18 protein-coding genes, 1 tRNA gene and 1 pseudogene are annotated in these 16,983 nt (G+C 64.9%); 12 read left to right on the top strand and 8 right to left on the bottom strand.

Annotated features, from left to right (window positions below; all coding sequences use genetic code 11):
* The first annotated feature begins 18 nt into the window (after window positions 1-18).
* On the top strand, window positions 19-444 hold the full coding sequence (locus tag G6N67_RS04880) for a VOC family protein (protein WP_036433810.1): 426 nt from the start codon (window positions 19-21) through the stop codon (window positions 442-444).
* A 1-nt stretch (window position 445) separates the two neighbouring features.
* Here the strand turns inward: G6N67_RS04880 and G6N67_RS04885 are convergent.
* From G6N67_RS04885 to sodN, 5 genes and pseudogenes are all read right to left on the bottom strand, one after another.
* Window positions 446-921 (bottom strand): annotated as a pseudogene (locus tag G6N67_RS04885) (family 1 encapsulin nanocompartment shell protein).
* Window positions 918-1,916 carry a Dyp-type peroxidase gene (locus tag G6N67_RS04890; RefSeq protein ID WP_036433808.1) on the bottom strand — a complete coding sequence of 333 codons (999 nt, stop codon included), beginning with the start codon at window positions 1,914-1,916 and terminating at the stop codon, window positions 918-920. The pseudogene G6N67_RS04885 and the gene G6N67_RS04890 overlap by 4 nt, the downstream one beginning before the upstream one ends.
* A 30-nt stretch (window positions 1,917-1,946) precedes the next feature.
* On the bottom strand, window positions 1,947-2,474 hold the full coding sequence (locus G6N67_RS04895; RefSeq protein ID WP_051578816.1) for a hypothetical protein: 528 nt from the start codon (window positions 2,472-2,474) through the stop codon (window positions 1,947-1,949).
* A gap of 245 nt (window positions 2,475-2,719) precedes the next feature.
* Window positions 2,720-3,097 carry a hypothetical protein gene (locus tag G6N67_RS04900; protein ID WP_036433806.1) on the bottom strand — a complete coding sequence of 126 codons (378 nt, stop codon included), beginning with the start codon at window positions 3,095-3,097 and terminating at the stop codon, window positions 2,720-2,722.
* Between the two features lie 111 nt (window positions 3,098-3,208).
* On the bottom strand, window positions 3,209-3,613 hold the full coding sequence (gene sodN, locus G6N67_RS04905; RefSeq protein WP_036433804.1) for a superoxide dismutase, Ni: 405 nt from the start codon (window positions 3,611-3,613) through the stop codon (window positions 3,209-3,211).
* A gap of 184 nt (window positions 3,614-3,797) precedes the next feature.
* Here sodN and G6N67_RS04910 point away from each other — a divergent pair, with 184 nt between their 5' ends.
* Both G6N67_RS04910 and G6N67_RS04915 read left to right on the top strand, forming a co-directional pair.
* On the top strand, window positions 3,798-4,154 hold the full coding sequence (locus G6N67_RS04910) for a S24 family peptidase (protein WP_230021363.1): 357 nt from the start codon (window positions 3,798-3,800) through the stop codon (window positions 4,152-4,154).
* Between the two features lie 16 nt (window positions 4,155-4,170).
* A complete protein-coding gene (locus G6N67_RS04915; RefSeq protein WP_230021365.1) occupies window positions 4,171-5,385 on the top strand; it encodes a PucR family transcriptional regulator in 1,215 nt (404 codons plus the stop codon).
* Here the strand turns inward: G6N67_RS04915 and G6N67_RS04920 are convergent.
* Window positions 5,372-6,379, bottom strand: coding sequence for an FUSC family protein (locus tag G6N67_RS04920; protein ID WP_036433802.1), 1,008 nt, complete (start codon window positions 6,377-6,379; stop codon window positions 5,372-5,374). The two genes, G6N67_RS04915 and G6N67_RS04920, sit on opposite strands and share 14 nt — an antisense overlap.
* 285 nt (window positions 6,380-6,664) lie before the next feature.
* Between G6N67_RS04920 and G6N67_RS04925 the strand changes: the two genes are divergently transcribed.
* The 8 genes from G6N67_RS04925 (at window position 6,665) to G6N67_RS04960 (ending at window position 13,977) form a co-directional block, all read left to right on the top strand.
* Window positions 6,665-7,114 (top strand): Hsp20/alpha crystallin family protein, encoded by a 450-nt coding sequence (locus G6N67_RS04925; RefSeq protein ID WP_051578815.1) that lies wholly within the window; start codon window positions 6,665-6,667, stop codon window positions 7,112-7,114.
* Window positions 7,115-7,220: 106 nt separating this feature from the next.
* Window positions 7,221-9,791 (top strand): ATP-dependent Clp protease ATP-binding subunit, encoded by a 2,571-nt coding sequence (locus tag G6N67_RS04930; RefSeq protein WP_036433800.1) that lies wholly within the window; start codon window positions 7,221-7,223, stop codon window positions 9,789-9,791.
* Complete coding sequence (locus tag G6N67_RS04935) at window positions 9,781-10,146, top strand: DUF488 domain-containing protein (RefSeq protein ID WP_036433798.1); 366 nt, start codon at window positions 9,781-9,783, stop codon at window positions 10,144-10,146. Before G6N67_RS04930 ends, G6N67_RS04935 begins: the two co-directional genes overlap by 11 nt.
* 101 nt (window positions 10,147-10,247) lie before the next feature.
* A tRNA-Arg gene (locus G6N67_RS04940) sits at window positions 10,248-10,320 on the top strand.
* A gap of 329 nt (window positions 10,321-10,649) precedes the next feature.
* Window positions 10,650-10,925 (top strand): SinR family protein, encoded by a 276-nt coding sequence (locus G6N67_RS04945; RefSeq protein ID WP_131524720.1) that lies wholly within the window; start codon window positions 10,650-10,652, stop codon window positions 10,923-10,925.
* Entirely contained in the window at window positions 10,922-11,446 is a 525-nt protein-coding gene (locus G6N67_RS04950) for a hypothetical protein (protein ID WP_036433796.1), read from the top strand. The genes G6N67_RS04945 and G6N67_RS04950 overlap by 4 nt, the downstream gene beginning before the upstream one ends.
* Entirely contained in the window at window positions 11,443-12,792 is a 1,350-nt protein-coding gene (locus G6N67_RS04955) for an SMODS domain-containing nucleotidyltransferase (protein ID WP_230021367.1), read from the top strand. The genes G6N67_RS04950 and G6N67_RS04955 overlap by 4 nt, the downstream gene beginning before the upstream one ends.
* Window positions 12,793-13,593: 801 nt before the next feature.
* Complete coding sequence (locus G6N67_RS04960) at window positions 13,594-13,977, top strand: hypothetical protein (protein WP_131524718.1); 384 nt, start codon at window positions 13,594-13,596, stop codon at window positions 13,975-13,977.
* Window positions 13,978-14,028: 51 nt separating this feature from the next.
* Here the strand turns inward: G6N67_RS04960 and G6N67_RS04965 are convergent, their stop codons facing one another.
* On the bottom strand, window positions 14,029-15,483 hold the full coding sequence (locus G6N67_RS04965; RefSeq protein ID WP_036433794.1) for an amino acid permease: 1,455 nt from the start codon (window positions 15,481-15,483) through the stop codon (window positions 14,029-14,031).
* Window positions 15,484-15,606: 123 nt separating this feature from the next.
* Here G6N67_RS04965 and G6N67_RS04970 point away from each other — a divergent pair, with 123 nt between their 5' ends.
* On the top strand, window positions 15,607-15,954 hold the full coding sequence (locus G6N67_RS04970; RefSeq protein ID WP_051578813.1) for a hypothetical protein: 348 nt from the start codon (window positions 15,607-15,609) through the stop codon (window positions 15,952-15,954).
* Window positions 15,955-15,960: 6 nt separating this feature from the next.
* On the opposite strand, the gene G6N67_RS04975 is transcribed toward G6N67_RS04970, so the two are convergent.
* On the bottom strand, window positions 15,961-16,779 hold the full coding sequence (locus tag G6N67_RS04975; RefSeq protein WP_036433792.1) for a mycofactocin-coupled SDR family oxidoreductase: 819 nt from the start codon (window positions 16,777-16,779) through the stop codon (window positions 15,961-15,963).
* Window positions 16,780-16,983 lie beyond the last annotated feature (204 nt).

Below are 16,983 nucleotides of genomic sequence, written 5' to 3' on the forward strand. Positions count from 1 at the left end.
TAGGGAGGAATTCACCTGATGGACAACGAGATCAACGTGACGGTCGCGTCGTGCGTGGTGCGGGTGACCGACCTGGACCGGTCCGTGGAATTCTATCGCGACGTATTCTCGTGCCACGTCGGCATCCAGTCCGAGGACATGGCACTGCTGTTGACCACCAAAGGATTCCAGATCTACCTGCACGTCAAGGAGCCGTTCCTGGCCCGCGGCATCGGTGTGCTCGGCGTCCAGCACCTGGTGTGGTCGACCGACAGCAAATCCGATCTCGAACAGATCACCCGGCGTCTGCAGGACTACGATCCGGCGGCCTACCTCCACACCGACGACGCGACGGGGCTGACCTTCCTCGACGCGTGTGGCCCGGACGCCGAGCGCATCATCATCACCTATCCCAGCCCACACGAGTTGCCGCGCACCGCAATCGCCGACCGGCTCCGCAGCTGACCTAGGGCGTCAGCGCCACCGACGCCTCGGCCGTGTAGCACTGAAACGTCACGGTCTCCTGCAAGTACAGCTGGATGACGTCGGCGTCGTGGGACAGGTATCCGATCGCGACGTCGGTACCCAACTGAAGGTCGAAATCTCCGCCAGCTGCTTGGCCGCCGCCTTCACCGGATCCCAGTTTGAGTCCTGCGCTCCCCGTTCCACGTCGTCGACGTCCCCACGTGTCACGGTGAACGGAACCCTCAGCCGCACCAGCGGTTTACTGACCCGCAGCTGCGCCACCACGCCGTCGGCAGGAGCTGCCACCTCCGTCAGATGGCCGGTGCCGATCGTGGCGGTGGTCGGCCCGCCGGGCCCGGTGACATCTACGACGCGGCGTCCCGCGATGTGGCGCTTGAAGGTCCGCGCGGCCTCCTGTTCGATCTGGGCCCAGGCGGCTTCGGTGACCGGAGCCAGCTCGCGATACAGGTTGTTCATTGCGGCGTTCCTTTCAGGCTGCCGATGGTGAGCCCGGCGGCCGGTGCGCCGTGCCCCGGCAGCGGAGGCGGATCGTCGAGGAAATCGACTGTGGGCGAAAAGAACAGGCCGCCGGTGACAGCGGTGGAGAAGTCCAGGATGCGGTCGGTGTTGCCCGGTGGATCGCCGAGAAACATGTTGCGCAGCATCCGTTCGGTGACGGTCGGGGTGCGGGCATACGCGATGTAGTACGTGCCTGCCTCGGCACGGCCCACCTCACCGAACGGCATGTTGTGCCGCACGATCTTGAGCTCGGTACCATCCGCGTCGGTGATGACGTTCAGCGCGAGGTGGGAGTTGGGCGGCTTGTCAACGTCGGGGAATTCGATGTCATCGAGCTTGGTACGCCCGAACGCCCGCTCCTGCTCGGTCACCGACAGCGCATCCCAGCCCGCCATGTCGTGCAGGTACTTCTGCACGTGCACGTAGCTGCCGCCCCGGAAATCCGGATCCTCGTCGCCGATCGCGGTCGAACTGACTGCCAGTGCGCCACCGGGGTTCTCGGTCCCGTCGACGAATCCGAGCAGATCGCGGTTGTCGAAGAAGCGGAACCCGTGCACCTCGTCGACCACGGTGATCGCACCGGCCATCGCCTTGTGCACGTGGTCGGCCAGCGCGAAACAGACGTCCATGGTTTCGGCCCGGATGTGGAACAAGAGGTCACCCGGCGTGGCCGGGGCGCGATGCCGGGGACCGTCGAGTGCGACGAACGGGTGCAGCTCGGCCGGACGCGGCCCGCTGAACAGTCGATCCCAGGCAGCCGAGCCGATCGAGGTGACCAGCGACAGCTGCTTGGCCGGGTCGCGGAACCCGACAGACCGGACCAGGCCGGACAAATCGCCGAGCGCGTCGTGCACGGCCCCTTCCCCGCCGGCATCGACGGTCGCCACCAGAAAGATCGCCGCGCGCGTCAGCGGCGCGAGCACGGGCTGCGGCACAGGTTTCGCCGTTGCCATTTGCCTCCTTGTTCGTCGAGCCGTAGCGGGCTATGACACGAGTGCTGCTTGCACGTCGTAACCGGCCGAGGACAGCACTTTCGCGAGACTCTCGTAGCTTCCCCAGTCGACAACCTTCGATGCCTTCTTGTGGGCCCTCGTGAATGCGGTGTCGAGGTGGCCGGCGTGGTGGTCGTCGACGATCGCCATGATGGCCGCCGATCCGCAGCTCAGAAACCTCTCGAGATCCTCACGCAGCTTCTTCTCGTCATGCTGCTGCACGAGCTCGTGGAGTCCGCCGCCGACCGCCGCGCCGAGAGTTGTCATCAGCAACAGCGCGGGAGAGAACAACCCCACAGCGAGTCCCCCGGCCGCGCCCAGGCCCAGATCGCGGCGCGCCCGCCGCGAATCATGTTCCTTCACTTCGACGTCCCCGTAGCCGTTACGGGTGGCCAGCACCGTCGCCCGGACGTTGACGTCCTTCAGCGTTTCGAGGGCCTCGAGGTCAGCGGTCGCGGCGACGGCGTTGACATCGTCCGGATAACTCGCGACGTACAGCAGGAGGCTATGGCTGGACACCTCGCGACAGTAGTTTTGCGGTACCGCCCTGTCGAGGCACGAGCGCGATGTTTGGCCGCCGCAACATTGCGGATTGTGTGGGGCGCCAACTCTTCTTCCCGACCTGCCGTGCCGACGTACGCTCGGAAGATGAGCAACAAGAACGAACGCGAGGAAGCGATCGAGAAGCTGCAGGAGCGCCGCGAGGAAGAGCGCGAGCGTCTGGAGAAGGAAGAAGAGCGTCGACTCCGCTAGGTGTTCTACGCCTACGTGATTCGCGGATCGTCAGGCTTGACTTTGCACTGCACCATCGCATCGGCCCGGTCTGGGTCGCTGGTCAGCCGCTCATGACCGAGTAGAACCGCCGCGGGCCGCACGACCGTGCCGGCACCGCAGCCGATCCACTGCACCGTCACGCCCTGCGGGTCAGCGGTCGGCTGGGTGATGGCACCTTCGGTCGCCACGTCCACGGGGGCCACGTGGTAGGTACGGATGTTCTCGGATACCCCGTCGACACTCGTCACGTCATAGGCGAATATCGCCACCCGTTCACCTTCGGCAGGATGCCCGGCCGGCCACGGATCATCGGCCATCCCACCGGATGGATTTCCGATTGTCTTCGCGGTGATGGTCGCGTCGCCCATGCTCTCCCCGATTCGGTCGCCTGCTGCAGGCTATGGCTGGGCGCCAGGCCGAGTCGCGTGATGTGACAAAGTTTGTCCCGCGCGTCAAAACCCGTTGTGCGTGAGAACAGCTCAGGACTTCTTGGTCTCCCAGAAGATCTTCGCGATCTCGTCGATCTTGTCGAGGAGTTGCTGCGCCACTTCCGGATCCGCCGAGCCCTTGGTTCCGGATGCGCCGGCCAGCTTGGTCGCCTCGTTCACGAGCTGATGCAGCTGCGGGTACTTCTCGAAATGGGGTGGCTTGAAATAGTCGGTCCAGAGCACCCAGAGGTGGTGCTTGACCAGTTCCGAACGCTGCTCCTTGATGATGAGCGCGCGCGTGCGGAACTCTGGATCCTCGTTCGCCTGGTACTTCTCCGCGATGGCTTTGACCGACTCGGCCTCAATCCGCGCCTGGGCCGGGTCATACACACCGCAGGGCAGATCGCAGTGTGCGCGGGCAACCAGACGCGGCGCGAGGAATCGTGGCAGTGGCATTTCGATCCTCCCTGAAAGGGTACGGAAAATGCTGCGCGGGTGGATGATCCGCGCAGAACCTGGGAGGACACGGTGGTCGTGTCGATCTCCCTTGTGGGGACATTACCCCCGGGAGCGCCGTCAGAAACGCCAAAGAGGCGATCTTTGTGGCGAGGTGGCGCACGGGCGGGCGTACGGTTCGGCTGTGATCAGCGCGAGGCACGGCATGGCCTTCGCCGCACTGGCCGTCGCAGGCATTCTCGTGGGTCGCGTGGTGCTGCGCGCCTACACCGTCGGCGTCTCGGGTCCGTCGATGGCGCCGACCCTCAACGACGGCGACGCGCTCGTGGTCTATCCGGTGCGCCGCGTGCGGCCCGGTGACGTGGTGATCGCGCGGTTCCGTAGCCGCCCCGATCTGCTCGTGGTCAAGCGTGCCGTCCGGCCCTACCGCGACGGTTGGTGGATCGAAGGCGACAATCCCCTTGTGACGGACGATTCCCGGAAGTACGGCGAGGCCGAGGTGCACGCCCGGGTCGTGTTCCGGTACTGGCGGGCAGGTTGACGACGTTGGAGGACCAGTGAACGAGACCAGGATCGCGGGCCTGGCGATGTGGGCCCGAGACCGGTTGCCCGTCCTGGTCGACGATGCCTTCGCCGCGGTCGTGGATCGGATTCCCATGTATCGCGACGGTGAGCCGGTGCCGCGCACCGACCTCCACGAGTCCATCACGCAGAACCTGCGGTTCCTCGTCGGCGCGATCGCGCACCCCGACGCGGAGCTGGATCTGACGGCTCCGCAGGAAACCGGCCGCCGCCGCGCCCACCAGGGCGCACCGCTGCCCGAGGTGCTGCAGGCGTACCGGATCAGCTTCTCGACGCTCTGGGACGCCCTCGTCGGCCACGCGCACGACACCCGGGAACCCGGAGACGCCGACGCCCTGCTCGCCGCGGCCAGTGCGATCTGGCAACTCACCGATGAGCACGCGGTCGCCGTGACCGAGGCGTATCGCGCGGCAACCGCCGAGCTCCTACTCGCGCAGCAGCAGCGCCGGTCGGCCTTGGTCGAGGCCCTGCTGACCGGCCACCCGAGCATCGACGCCAGCCCGGTGGAGGCCGCGGCGCTGTTGGGGCTGCCGCCCGACGCGCAGTTCGTCGTCGTCGCGGCCGACACCCGCGGCCTGGCGGAGGAGAGCCTGCCCGGGATCGAGCGGCATCTCGCTGAACATGGCGTGGTGTCCGGTTGGCGGTTGACCCCTGCGCTGCAGCTCGGCGTGGTCTCGTTGCGCTCAGATCAGCGCGACATCGCGCTCGAGGTGCTCCGCGGCGCGGCGAGCGCGCGCACGGGCGTGAGCCCTGAGTACCGATCTCTGGCCGACACCCCGCGCGCCTTGCATCTGGCCAGGACCGCACTGGCCACCGTGCCCGCAGGAAAAGCCGAGGTCCAGGTGTTCAGCGCGAACCCGTTGGAGGCGCTGGTCGCGCGCACGCCTGGTGAGGGCCACCGCCTGGCGCGCGAGGTTCTCGGCCCCGTGCTGGATCTGCCGCCCGACGACCGCGTGGTGCTCCTCGACACCCTCGGCGCGTACGTCGAGAACGGCGGATCGGCCGAGGCAGCGGGGAAGCTGCTGCACTGCCATCCGAACACCGTGCGGTACCGGTTGCGTCGCCTGCACGAGCTGACCGGGCGCTCACTGTCCGATCCGATGGACATCACGGAGCTCACCGCGGCGTCATCCGCGTTGCGGCTGACGCCGGCAGCGTGGTCGCGCGGAGCCGAGGTCAAGCAGCAATAGGCTTGGGCCCCTTGATGATCAGCGCGACGGCGATCGCCGCGCCGACACCGATGACGGTGTCCACACCGCGGTCGGCCAACAGCACGAGCGGTTCCGCCGGTTGCGCGAGATCGGTCATCAGCATGATCAGCGGCGTGAAGAAGCCCAGCGCCACCGCGTGGTGGTGCGCCATGAAGAGCTCGGTGGGAAACAGCAGTGCCATCACACAGATCGCCAGCACATACTCGTTGGGCTGCGGGATGAGCAGCACGGCAGCCACCACAAGTCCGACCAGGGTGCCGCCGAGCCGATGGATGCCGCGCCTGATGCGCCCGCTGGTGTCGGCGGCCGCGAGCGGCCCGGCCGCCGCGGCCATGGCCCAGTTCGCGTGGTCGACACCCAAGAAGAGCCCGGCCGTCCCGGCCGCAGCGATGGCCACCGCGTACCGCGATGCGTGCACCAAAACCTCTCGGCCGCTCGGTTCGGGGAGGGCTTGCCGTGCGCCTGCCCCGCGCGGCGCGTCCAGCACGCCCAGCAGGATGCACAGAAAAGCCGTTGCGGCACAGATGAATATCGCCGAAACGGGTGACACCCGACCGGCGGGCACCGTCGCGACGGCACCGAGCGCGAACAGGCCGTAGAACGGTCCCTCTGGCTTGAGCGCGAGGTGATCCGTCGCAACCGAACCCACGGCCGCGAACGCCGCCGCAGCGACCACCAGGATCGCGGGCACGATGTGGGAGTTGGCCAGGAACACCCCGACCGCCACGCCGAGAACCAGGATCACCGCGGCCTGCGTCTGGTGCGCGAGCCGTCGCCGCCGGGGCTCGGCGCGGCCGTACATCCCGGTGATCGCGCCGAACACCGCGTAGATGATCAGATCCGGCCGGCCCGCCAGCAACAACGCCACGCCCGGGACCGCCAATCCGAGCGCGACGCGCAGCGCCGGGCGATGGTCTCCCATCGGCGGGGTCATGGCGATGCGCACCTGCGCGTACACGCGGACGGCGCGCATGCGTTCTCTCCGATCGATCAAAATGACTGGCTGGCAACAAAAATGAGGTTGCCGGACCGCGGCGCGACGGTCAAAGCGGAAGTTCCGAGCCGGTGATCGGCGCTGCCTATCGCCGCAGCGTATGGCCTGTTGATCGGAGACGCTTATCAAGAGGTCGGAGCCAGGTCTTGGACGAGGCACCGCGCGATGAAACAGGCTTGAGGTGTCCGAATTCGTTGAGCGAAGGAGCATCGATGGCCAAGTTTCAGCGCAGTCCGTCCGCCGACCCGTACGGGTGACCGTGCCGTGGCGGATCCGACATGGCCCAGCGGAGAAGAAGGTCCGTGGACGTTCGACTCGCTGCGCTCGCAGCTCTCCGAACTCATACGCGACACCGCCACTCCGCCGGGACCACAACAGGCGCTGCCGGTCGACGTCGCGGAGACGGACGAGGCGTACGTGATCGAGGTCGACCTACCCGGGATCGACACCGCCGACATCCGCGTCGACGTGATCGGTAACGAGGTGCGAGTGCGCGGCGACATCCCCCGTCGGGACAGCCCGGGCACGTTGCGCTATCACACGCGCCGCGAGGGCCATTTCGACAACCAGGTCGCGCTGCCCAGCGAGGTCGACCCGCTTCGCACCGCCGCCGCGTTGCGCAACGGTGTCCTCACGGTGCGCGCCCCCAAGACGTTCGCTTCCGGACCGTCGTACGCGGAGCCGGTGGCCGTACCCGTCACCGGACCGCTATGAGGACCACGGTCCGATCCAAAAATGTTGCAAACCCATTGATCTGGCGATGCGATGATCGATCGCAGATCGCCCTTCCATCAATCGACCATGGCTAGGAGCTTTTCTGATGAGTGATTTCGACGATTTCTTCGACGATGTGTTCCAACGGTTCTTCGGGCCGGGGGCACGGTCGCGGCCGCCTGTGCAACAGGTCGACCTGGGCCGGCTGCTCACCGACAGCGCCAAGCAGCTCGTCGGTGCGGCGCGCGACGCCGCCGTCGAGTGGGGCAACCCGGAGATCACCACCGAACACCTGCTGTACGCCGCGGCCACCAACGAGCCGACGCGCGACGCCATCTCGAGCCTGCAGCTGGACCCCGATCAGGTGGCCGAGCAGATGAAGGCCGCGGCCGGCGCCGGTGACGGCTCCGGCGGCACGCCGGTCCTGAGCCCCGGCGCCAAGCGCGCGATACGCGTCGCGCAGCAGCACGCCGCGCAGGCCGGGCAGAGCTACATCGGACCGGAGGACATCCTGCTGGGCATCGCGGCCACGCCTGACACGGCCGCGACCAAGGCGTTGGCAGGCGCGCCGGGTCTGCGCTCGGCCGCGAGCGGTAAGCAGCAGCCGGCCAGTGAGACGCCCACGCTCGACGAGTACGCGCGCGACGTGACCGCCGACGCCCGCGCGGGCAAGCTCGACCCCGTCGTCGGCCGCGCCGACGAGATCGCCCAGACCGTCGAGATCCTGTCCCGCAGGCGCAAGAACAATCCGGTGCTCATCGGAGATCCCGGCGTCGGCAAGACCGCGATCGTCGAAGGCCTCGCGCAGCGCATCGTCAACGGTGACGTGCCCAAGACCCTGGCCGATCGCCGGGTCGTCGCGCTGGACGTCGGTTCACTCGTGGCGGGCAGCAAGTATCGCGGCGAGTTCGAGGAACGGCTGACCAAGATCCTCGACGAGGTGCGCGACCATTCCGACGAGCTCGTGGTGTTCATCGACGAGTTGCACACCATCGTCGGCGCCGGCTCGACCGGCGACGGGTCGATGGATGCCGGCAACCTGCTCAAGCCTGCGCTCGCCCGCGGCGATCTCAACGCGATCGGCGCCACCACCATCGATGAGTACCGGCGCTACATCGAGAAGGACGCCGCGCTGGAGCGGCGGTTCCAGCCCGTGATGGTCTCGGAGCCGTCGGTCGATGACACCATCGAGATCCTGCGCGGCCTGGCCGACGTGTACGAGGAACACCACCAGGTGCACTACAGCGACGAGTCGCTGGTGGCCGCGGCCGAGCTGTCCGACCGCTACATCACCGACCGGTTCCTGCCCGACAAGGCCATCGACCTGATGGACCAGGCCGGCGCCCGGGTGCGGCTGCGCACCAAGACGCCGAGCGCCGACGCGAAATCACTCGAAGATCAGCTGGCACGGCTGAACCGGGAGAAGGACGCCGCCGTGGCCGCCGAGGACTTCGAGAAGGCCAACGAGCTCAAGAAGGAGATCGCGCAGCAGGCCGAGAACGCCAAGGAACAGGTCGGCGAAATCGAGGCCGGGGCCGAACCGGAGGTCGGTGTCGTCGACATCGCCGAAGTGGTGTCCCGCTCGACCGGGATCCCTGTCACCGAGCTGACCGCCGAGGAACGCGACAAGCTCATGGCGCTGGAGGACGTGCTGCACAACCGCGTCGTCGGGCAGGAGGACGCCGTGACCGCGGTCGCCGAAGCGGTGCGCCGGTCCCGCGCCGGGCTCGCCGACCCGAACCGGCCCATCGGGTCGTTCCTGTTCCTCGGGCCCACCGGGGTCGGCAAGACCGAGCTGGCAAAAGCGTTGGCGGAGGCCGTGTTCGGCGACGAGGGCCGCATGGTGCGCTTCGACATGAGCGAGTTCCAGGAGAAGCACACGGTGTCCAGGCTGGTCGGCTCTCCCCCGGGCTACGTCGGGTACGAGGATGCCGGGCAGTTGACGGACAAGGTTCGGCGCCAACCGTATTCGGTGATCCTGTTCGACGAGATCGAGAAGGCCCACCCCGATGTGTTCAACGTGCTGCTGCAGCTGCTCGACGACGGCCGCGTGACCGACGCCCAAGGCCGCACAGTCGATTTCAAGAACACCATCGTGATCCTGACGAGCAACATCGGTTCCGACCTGATCCTCGACGCGCCCGACGGCGACGTCGAGAAGATCACGCCGAAGCTCATGGAGCTGCTGGGCACGCGGTTCCGGCCCGAGTTCCTCAACCGCATCGACGAGACCATCGTGTTCCACCGGCTCGACCAGGCCCAGTTGCGGCAGATCATCGGGCTCATCCTGGACAGCACCCGGCGGCTGCTGCACGCGCAGGACATCGAACTCGACGTCACCACCAAGGCCGAGGACTGGCTCGCCGAGGAGGGCTTCGACCCCAAGTTCGGGGCCCGGCCGCTGCGCCGCACAGTGCAACGGCAGCTCGACAACAAGCTCTCGGCGCTGCTGCTCAAGGGCACGCTGCGCTCGGGTGACACCGTGCGCGTCGACGCCGACGACAACGGTCTGGTGATCGAGTCCGTCACGCCCAAGGGCGTGGAGGGCACGGTGGACGGCGAGGTTCCGGCGTCCGACGCGGCTGCCAGCAACGGCGAGGGCGGCAAACCCGCCAAGAAAGCCGGCGCAAAGAAGGCCGCGTCGAAGAAGGGGGCGAGCAAGTCCGATGCCAAGTAAGGCGCGGATCCGGGTGCGGCGGGTCTACGAGGATCCGAGTCCCGACGACGGGGCTCGGGTGCTCGTAGACCGGCTGTGGCCCAGAGGCGTCAGCAAGGAACGTGCCGACCTCGAAGAATGGTGCAAACAGATCGCCCCGTCGACCGAACTGCGCAAGTGGTACGGCCACGATCCGGCACTCTTCGACGAGTTCCGGCAACGCTACGAGGCCGAGCTGGCCGATCCCGAACGCGCGGCCCAGCTCGCGCACCTCAAGGAGCTGGCCCGCAAAGGCCCCGTGACCCTGCTGACCGCAACCAAAGATCCCGAGATCAGCGAGGCGGCCGTGCTGGCCGACGTGCTCTCGGGCAAGTAACGGACCGGGGCCGGTGAGGCGGCGATGCCGCCTTACCGGCCCCGGCGTTGCGCAGGGTTTTTGCCCGCCCACTACACTCACAGCTGCCATACGGCCCTCGGGCCCCCGTAGCTCAGGGGATAGAGCACGGCTCTCCTAAAGCCGGTGTCGCAGGTTCGAATCCTGCCGGGGGCACAACGATTCGCAAATATGTTCGAGTACGAGCACCAAGCACAGAGGTCGGCGCAGCAATGTGCCCGACCTTTCGCGTGACGATCGGCACATGTCGGTGGCCGGACCTACACTCGCTTCGCACCCACTGACCTCTGTAAAGGAGTTTGAATCTCGTTAGGATTGTTGGCTATCGGCAGGGGATTTTGCAGCTTTATAGACAACATACGTACCCCTGTTGGATGTACCGATAGAAAAGCGAATTTAGCATTCCACTATTGCGAGCACTAAGTGTTAAGCACATGATTGTAGCTAGCAGGGAGAATTAGGGTCACAGAAGGGGCGCGCAACACGTGAACACAATACTCGTCTCATATGACCTCAATACGCCGGGCAAGGATTACGACGGCCTGATCAAAAAGTTGAATTCGTATGGTATTTATTGGCACCATCTCGATAGCTTCTGGCCGATAAAGACAAACGATACTCATAAAGAAGTCCGCGACCTACCGAGACCATACCTGGGCAAGAACGACGAGCTACTCGTGATGAATGTAACTGGCGATGCGGCCGCTTGGGCCGAATTTACGGACCGAGGCGGCAAGTGGTTAAAGGATAATCTATTATGAGTTTGACCGACAACGACATCAAGCTCATCGTCGGGGCAAGCGCTGCAGTCAGTGCCCTCTCGGTCGCGTTCCTGTCTGCTGCTCTCGCTCGCATCTTCGCGCAGCGGGATCGCCGACGGCAGATGTATGGCGAAGCTTTCCGGACTGCCCTTGCGTGGCACGAGATGGTTTACCGCGTCAGGCGGCGTGATAACACTGATGAGCATGATCGCGTATTAGTCGACAAATTTCACGAATTGCAAGAACGCCTTGACTACTACGAAGGATGGATCGGTAGCGAGTCGAAGTACATGCGGCGCAGCTATCGGAAACTTGTCAACGCTGAAAAGTCTTCGACGGCTTCCGATCTGAACGTGGCGTGGGATAAGCCGGGCAAGAAAGGCAACGCGGATTCCGAGGACAATCACCCGGCCGTGGAGCGGGCGATACGTGACGGGTACTTGCGCGACGTTCGCGGTCACCTATCTCTGCAACCATGGCGGTGGCTCTTCGTCGCGTTCCGCAACTGGAGCGAGCCGTGAGCGACATCCAATCTCACTTCGACACTTTCCTCGACGAGATTTCGCTTGGTCAGACCCAAGTCGATCGAATCGTAAGTGCGTCGAATACATTGAGAAACTTCCTGACAGAACACTACGGACTCAGTGACGCTGACGTATTTCTTCAGGGTTCATATGCCAATGGCACCGCGGTGAAGCCAGTCGAGGGCGGCGATTACGACGTAGACATCGTCTGCGTGTCGGCTTCAGCCGACGACACCGCCCCAGGCGCAATCCAAGATCTTTACGACGCGCTTGACAGTAACGGGCGATATTCCGGGAAGCTCACATCGAAGCAGCCGTGCGTCCGCATCCAGTACGCCGACGACGCAATTGGTAGCTTCCACGTCGATGTCGTCCCAGCCCGAATCGGTCAATCAGACGGACCGCTCGATGCGCCGCGCAAGGCCACCGGATGGCACGCGACTGCCCCAAACGAATACACCAGCTGGTGCGAGCGACAAGGCGTGCATTTCCGGCAGATAGTCCAGATGCTTAAACGCTGGCGCGACGAACATCAAGGCGTCCGCAGTGCCATCAAATCAATTGTGCTGCAGGTGCTCATCGCTGAACACATGCCGCAGATCGCCGTCAACGACGCCGATTGGATCGCGCAAACGATCCTCAATATGAACGACGCGCTTCAGCCACTCAACTCACCGCCGGAGGTCTGGAATCCGGTTCTGCCATCGGAGAACCTCGCGGCCCGTTGGACCAACGAAGCATTCACCGACTTCAAGCGCGAACTCGCCGAGGCCGCCGACCTCATCACGAAGGCGACCGAGACGGATGACCTTGTGGAGCAAGTCGAGCACTGGCAAGACCTATTCGGCGAGGACTTCCCAGATGTCGACAAGGATCTCTTCCATGTTGAGCTCGCGGACACCTCCCATGCTCAGTCACCCGAAACAAAAGGCTGGTACGAACTACTCGACTCGCGCTACAGCGTGTCACTGCGAGCCTGTAGCCAACTCGGCAAAAGGGCCAAACGAGTCCCTTATCCCAACGATGGCGGGCTGCTATTCAAGGGCCGAAATCTTGTTTTCAAAGCCACGGCTAGTGGACCGACCGACTTCAGCGTCTGGTGGCGGGTAACCAACACCGGCGAACACGCGCGCAAGGAATCCTCGCTCCGTGGTGACTTCTTCCGTGCCAAGGCACGTAACCAGCGGAAACCTTCACCCGACCCTACCGAGAACTGGGAAAGCACCGCCTACACCGGCACGCACCTTGTCGAAGTATTCCTCGTCGTCGGCCAACGAGTCGTCGCAAGGAGCGAGCCTTTCAAAGTAAATATCTACAATTCGATATTTCAATGGCGCCGCTGACGCTGATTCCGATCTCGCTCATGATTTGAACTGGGAATTCGGCTTGCCACGCTCGGCCCATGCCAAGACTTACGACGCCCACCTAACTATTCCACCATTCCTACCAAAAGCCCTGTGGTCAGAACAACCGGATCGGTTCTCGTTTCTCAGCTGGAATGACCAATTGGCTCTGCACAAGTACTACCCGCCTAGCTTGGATACGACCGAGTTGGAACTGATCGCGCATCGTGGCAACGTCCAGGTCGCCGATCCCTCACTCCCCCCAACGTGCCGGCCGTGCCTACGCCAAGTTGCTGCGTGGCGAAAGAGCGAAAGACTGGCTACGGTGCCATGCCGAACGGACGGCGAATCTCAATCCGCCCGCTTGTCCGACCGTGACCCGACGTTCGTCTGCTCGCCAAGGTCTTCTCCATATGGCGAACCAGGAGTTGGACGAAGACAAGAAAGATCGTTGGGACAACATCCCGATCAACAATCTTCCACCGCGCACGTCGAAGGCGGCGCCCGAGGGAATACCTGCCCAACCGTCAGCAGCCGCCCAGCCCTCGGCACCCGTCCAGCCGTCAGCACCCAAGGCCCCTGCCGAAGCGCCCGGGCCGAAAGCTCCTGTCGATTTGCCACCGCGAATGCGGCGCGGGCCCGTGATCGGCGGTGGCCCTGGCATATTCGGCCCAGAGCTCGTACCGTTGCCCGGCAGCGCGGACACCTCCCAACCCTGGGCACCGGAGAAGCCGAGGATGATTCGTAATGCATGAAAACTACTGCGCCCCAGGAAAGCCAACGTATGGAAGGGAACGCCTCATGAGCTTCATTCATACCCATTTTCTTCCTGGATTCTATTTTGGCGACGACGCCGTCATGCTCGCAATGGACACGGCAGGTGCGGCGACCGTCCACGCCGCGCTGAGTGACGCGGTGCAGCATGGGTCGTCGCAGTTGGAACACGAGGGAGTCGTCTACGACTTCCGCATCGAGAATGGCGCAGCCGATATCGAGCTGTGTGACGATCGCGTTGATTGGCACCTTGACCGGGCAACTGCAGCCGAAATCCTCGATAACTTGGCGGCACCGGCTGACCACGCTGGACATCACTACGTCGACATCCACGCTCCTGCAGAGACTCTGGTTCTATCGTATGACGAATACACGCCCGAGTACTTCGACCAGCTCGCCAGCGAATCGTAGATCTCTTGGTCCACGAGTGACTACCTGCACGAAAGTCCGCGCAGCCGTCCGCTACGAACCCGCAGCCGACTTCTTACCACCCGCCGCGGGGCTCAGGTGTGAATGGCGGTAGCTGTAGAGCCCGTAGATCACCAGTCCGATCACCAACCACACGGCGAACCGCAGCCAGGTGACCGTCGTGAGGTAGGTGGTCAGCCAGATCGACGACCCGACCCCGATGAGCGGGATGATCGGCATGCCGGGAGTGCGGAAACCACGCTCGATATCGGGCGACCGGTAGCGCAACACGATCACTGCGGTGCACACCACCGCAAAGGCAAGCAGGATCCCGATGTTGGTCAGTTCGGCGGCCTCGGCGATCGGCAGGAAGCCGGCGATCAGGCCCGAGCCGATGCCAACGATCCAGGTGACCCGCACCGGTACTCGGTGCTTGGGGCTGACGGCCGCGAACCACTCCGGCAGCAGCCCGTCGCGCGACATCGAAAACCACACGCGGGTCACGGCATACATGAAGGTCCACATCACGGTCGCGATGCCGAGGATGGCGCCGACCGAGATCAGCGTCGCGATCCACGGCAGCCCAACGCTTTCGAAGGCTTGCGCGAAGGCCGATTCCGGATCCACGTCGCTGTACTTCACCATCCCGGTGAGCACGAGGCAGGCCAGCACGTAGAGGACCATCGAGATGACCAGCGAGAGAATGATGGCTTTCGGCAACAGCTTTCGGGCACTCGTGGACTCCTCTGCCGCCGTGCTCATGGCGTCGTACCCGAAGACCGCGAAGAACACCACCGAAGCGCCCGCGAAAACCCCGCCCCAGCCGAACGGCAGGAACGGCGTGTAGTTGTCGGTGTTCACGTAGAACACGCCGAGCCCGACGATCAGCACCACGACTCCGACCTTGAGCCAGACCAGAAAAGTCTCGATGCGGGCGGCGCTGCGCACGCCGCGGGTGAGGACGAACGCGATCAGCAGGCACAGCACGAGCGCGAACAGGTCGACCACGCGGCCCGGTTGGTCGGGGTCACTGCCGGGCGCGCCGAGCATCCACTCGGGCAGGTTCAGCCCGATCTGCTCGACGAGGAAGCCGAAATAGCCCGAGATGCCGATGCCGACGACGGCGACGATCGCGGTGTACTCCAGCAACAGATCCCAGCCGATGAACCAGCCGACACCCTCGCCCAGGACCACGTAGCCATACGTGTAGGCCGAACCGGCCTTCGGGATCATGCCCGCGAACTCTGCGTACGACAACGCCGCACACGCACTCGCGATACCTGCGATCAGAAACGACAGCAAAACCCCCGGGCCGGCTTTCTCGTTCGCGACGGCGCCGGCGAGCGAGAAGATGCCGGCACCGATGATGCCGCCGATCCCGATCGCGGTGAGCTGCCACAACCCGAGCACCCGCTGAAGTCCGCCGCCCTCCTCGAGCTCTTCCGGTTCGACCTGATCAACCGGCTTGCGGCGGAATATGCCTGTCGCTGAGGTTCCGAGAATGCTCATGTGGCGCGGCCTTTCGACTAGTAACGCGACGGCGTTCAATCGATGTGACCTGTCTCAGGTTAGCTCGTCGGAGGTCACATCCGAGGCAGCTCGGCCGACGATGTCAGGGCCTATCCTGGTGCCATGTCGTTGCGGCGGGCAGGTCTGATCACGTGTGCGGCGTTGCTGGCGCTCCTGGTCGCACCGGGACAGGCTCTCGCGGCGCCCATCGACGAACCAGCGCCCACCATTCCGGTGCCGCCGAACGTCTCCGGGCTGCCGCTGCCGGTTCTGCCGTTCCCGGCGGGCCTTCCACCGTTCCCGTACCCGGCGGACGTCCCCGTCGTCGAGTTGCCCAGTGACATTCCCGAGGTGCCGCTACCCGGCGCGGTGCCGAACGTCGCACTGCCCGCAGACGTACCCAAAGTTGAACTGCCAGGAGATATTCCACCGGTCCAGCTGCCGGCCGACATCCCGCCGGGCCTGTTGTAGCTCGCGCTAGTTCAACCCGTTCGACAGCACCATGGACTCCCCCGTCTGCAACCGTCCCTGATCGGACACCAGGTAGAGCACGGCGTTCGCCACGTCTTCGGGCTCGAGCAGGCCGGGCCGGGGCCGGCCCTGCCGGAAGACTTCCTCGACATCGTCCCGATCCGGGTTCTCCAGGTCGGGACGGATGAACCGGTATGTCGTCGGGTTGTGGATCATCGGCGTGTTCACCCCGGACGGCAGCACCGCGTTGACCGTGATGCCGTGCTCGGCCACCTCGTAGGCAAGCGACTTCACCAGCGCCACCACGCCGGCTTTCGCGGCCGCGTAGTGGCCGGAGTTGCTGGCCCCCGAGTTCGCCACGATCGACGACGTGGCGACCATACGCCCGGCGCCGCGTTCGATCAGGTGTGGCAGCACGGCCCGGAAGGTGTTGAACACCCCGGTGAGGTTGACGTCGAGCATGGTCTGCCATCGCTGCTCGGACATCGTCGCGATGGGTGAGCTGCTGGCGATGCCGGCGTTGGCGATCACGACGTCGATGCGGCCGTAGGCGTCGACCGCGTCGGCGGCCACCGCTTGCATCGCCGTCAGGCTCCGAACATCGGCCGTCACCGCAGTGCACTGACGACCGAGCGCCTCCACCGATGCGGCGGTCTGATCGAGATCGGCCGGCGTGGGCAACGGGTAGTCCACTTCGGGTACCGGCGCGGCGATGTCGCACGCCACGATGTCGGCGCCCTCGCGGGCCAGCGTGAGGGCATGCGCCCTGCCCTGCCCACGCGCAGCCCCGGTGATCAGCGCAACCTTGCCGTCGAGCAGGCCCATTTCGTACCTCCCAGTCGTCGTTCCACCGTAGGGACTGCACGGAATTGCGGAATTCATCGCAGGACGCGGTGACGCAAGTCACTGGTCAGACGACAGTTCCGACGCGCGAGACAAAAATGGCAAAGCCGCAAATCGCCGTGACCGCGCAGCCCGCGAGAAGAGCAAAGTGATTGCGACACATGATCGAAACCCGGTTGCCAGGAA

It is taken from the genome of Mycolicibacterium mageritense, assembly GCF_010727475.1.
GTDB classification, from domain to species: Bacteria; Actinomycetota; Actinomycetes; order Mycobacteriales; family Mycobacteriaceae; genus Mycobacterium; species Mycobacterium mageritense.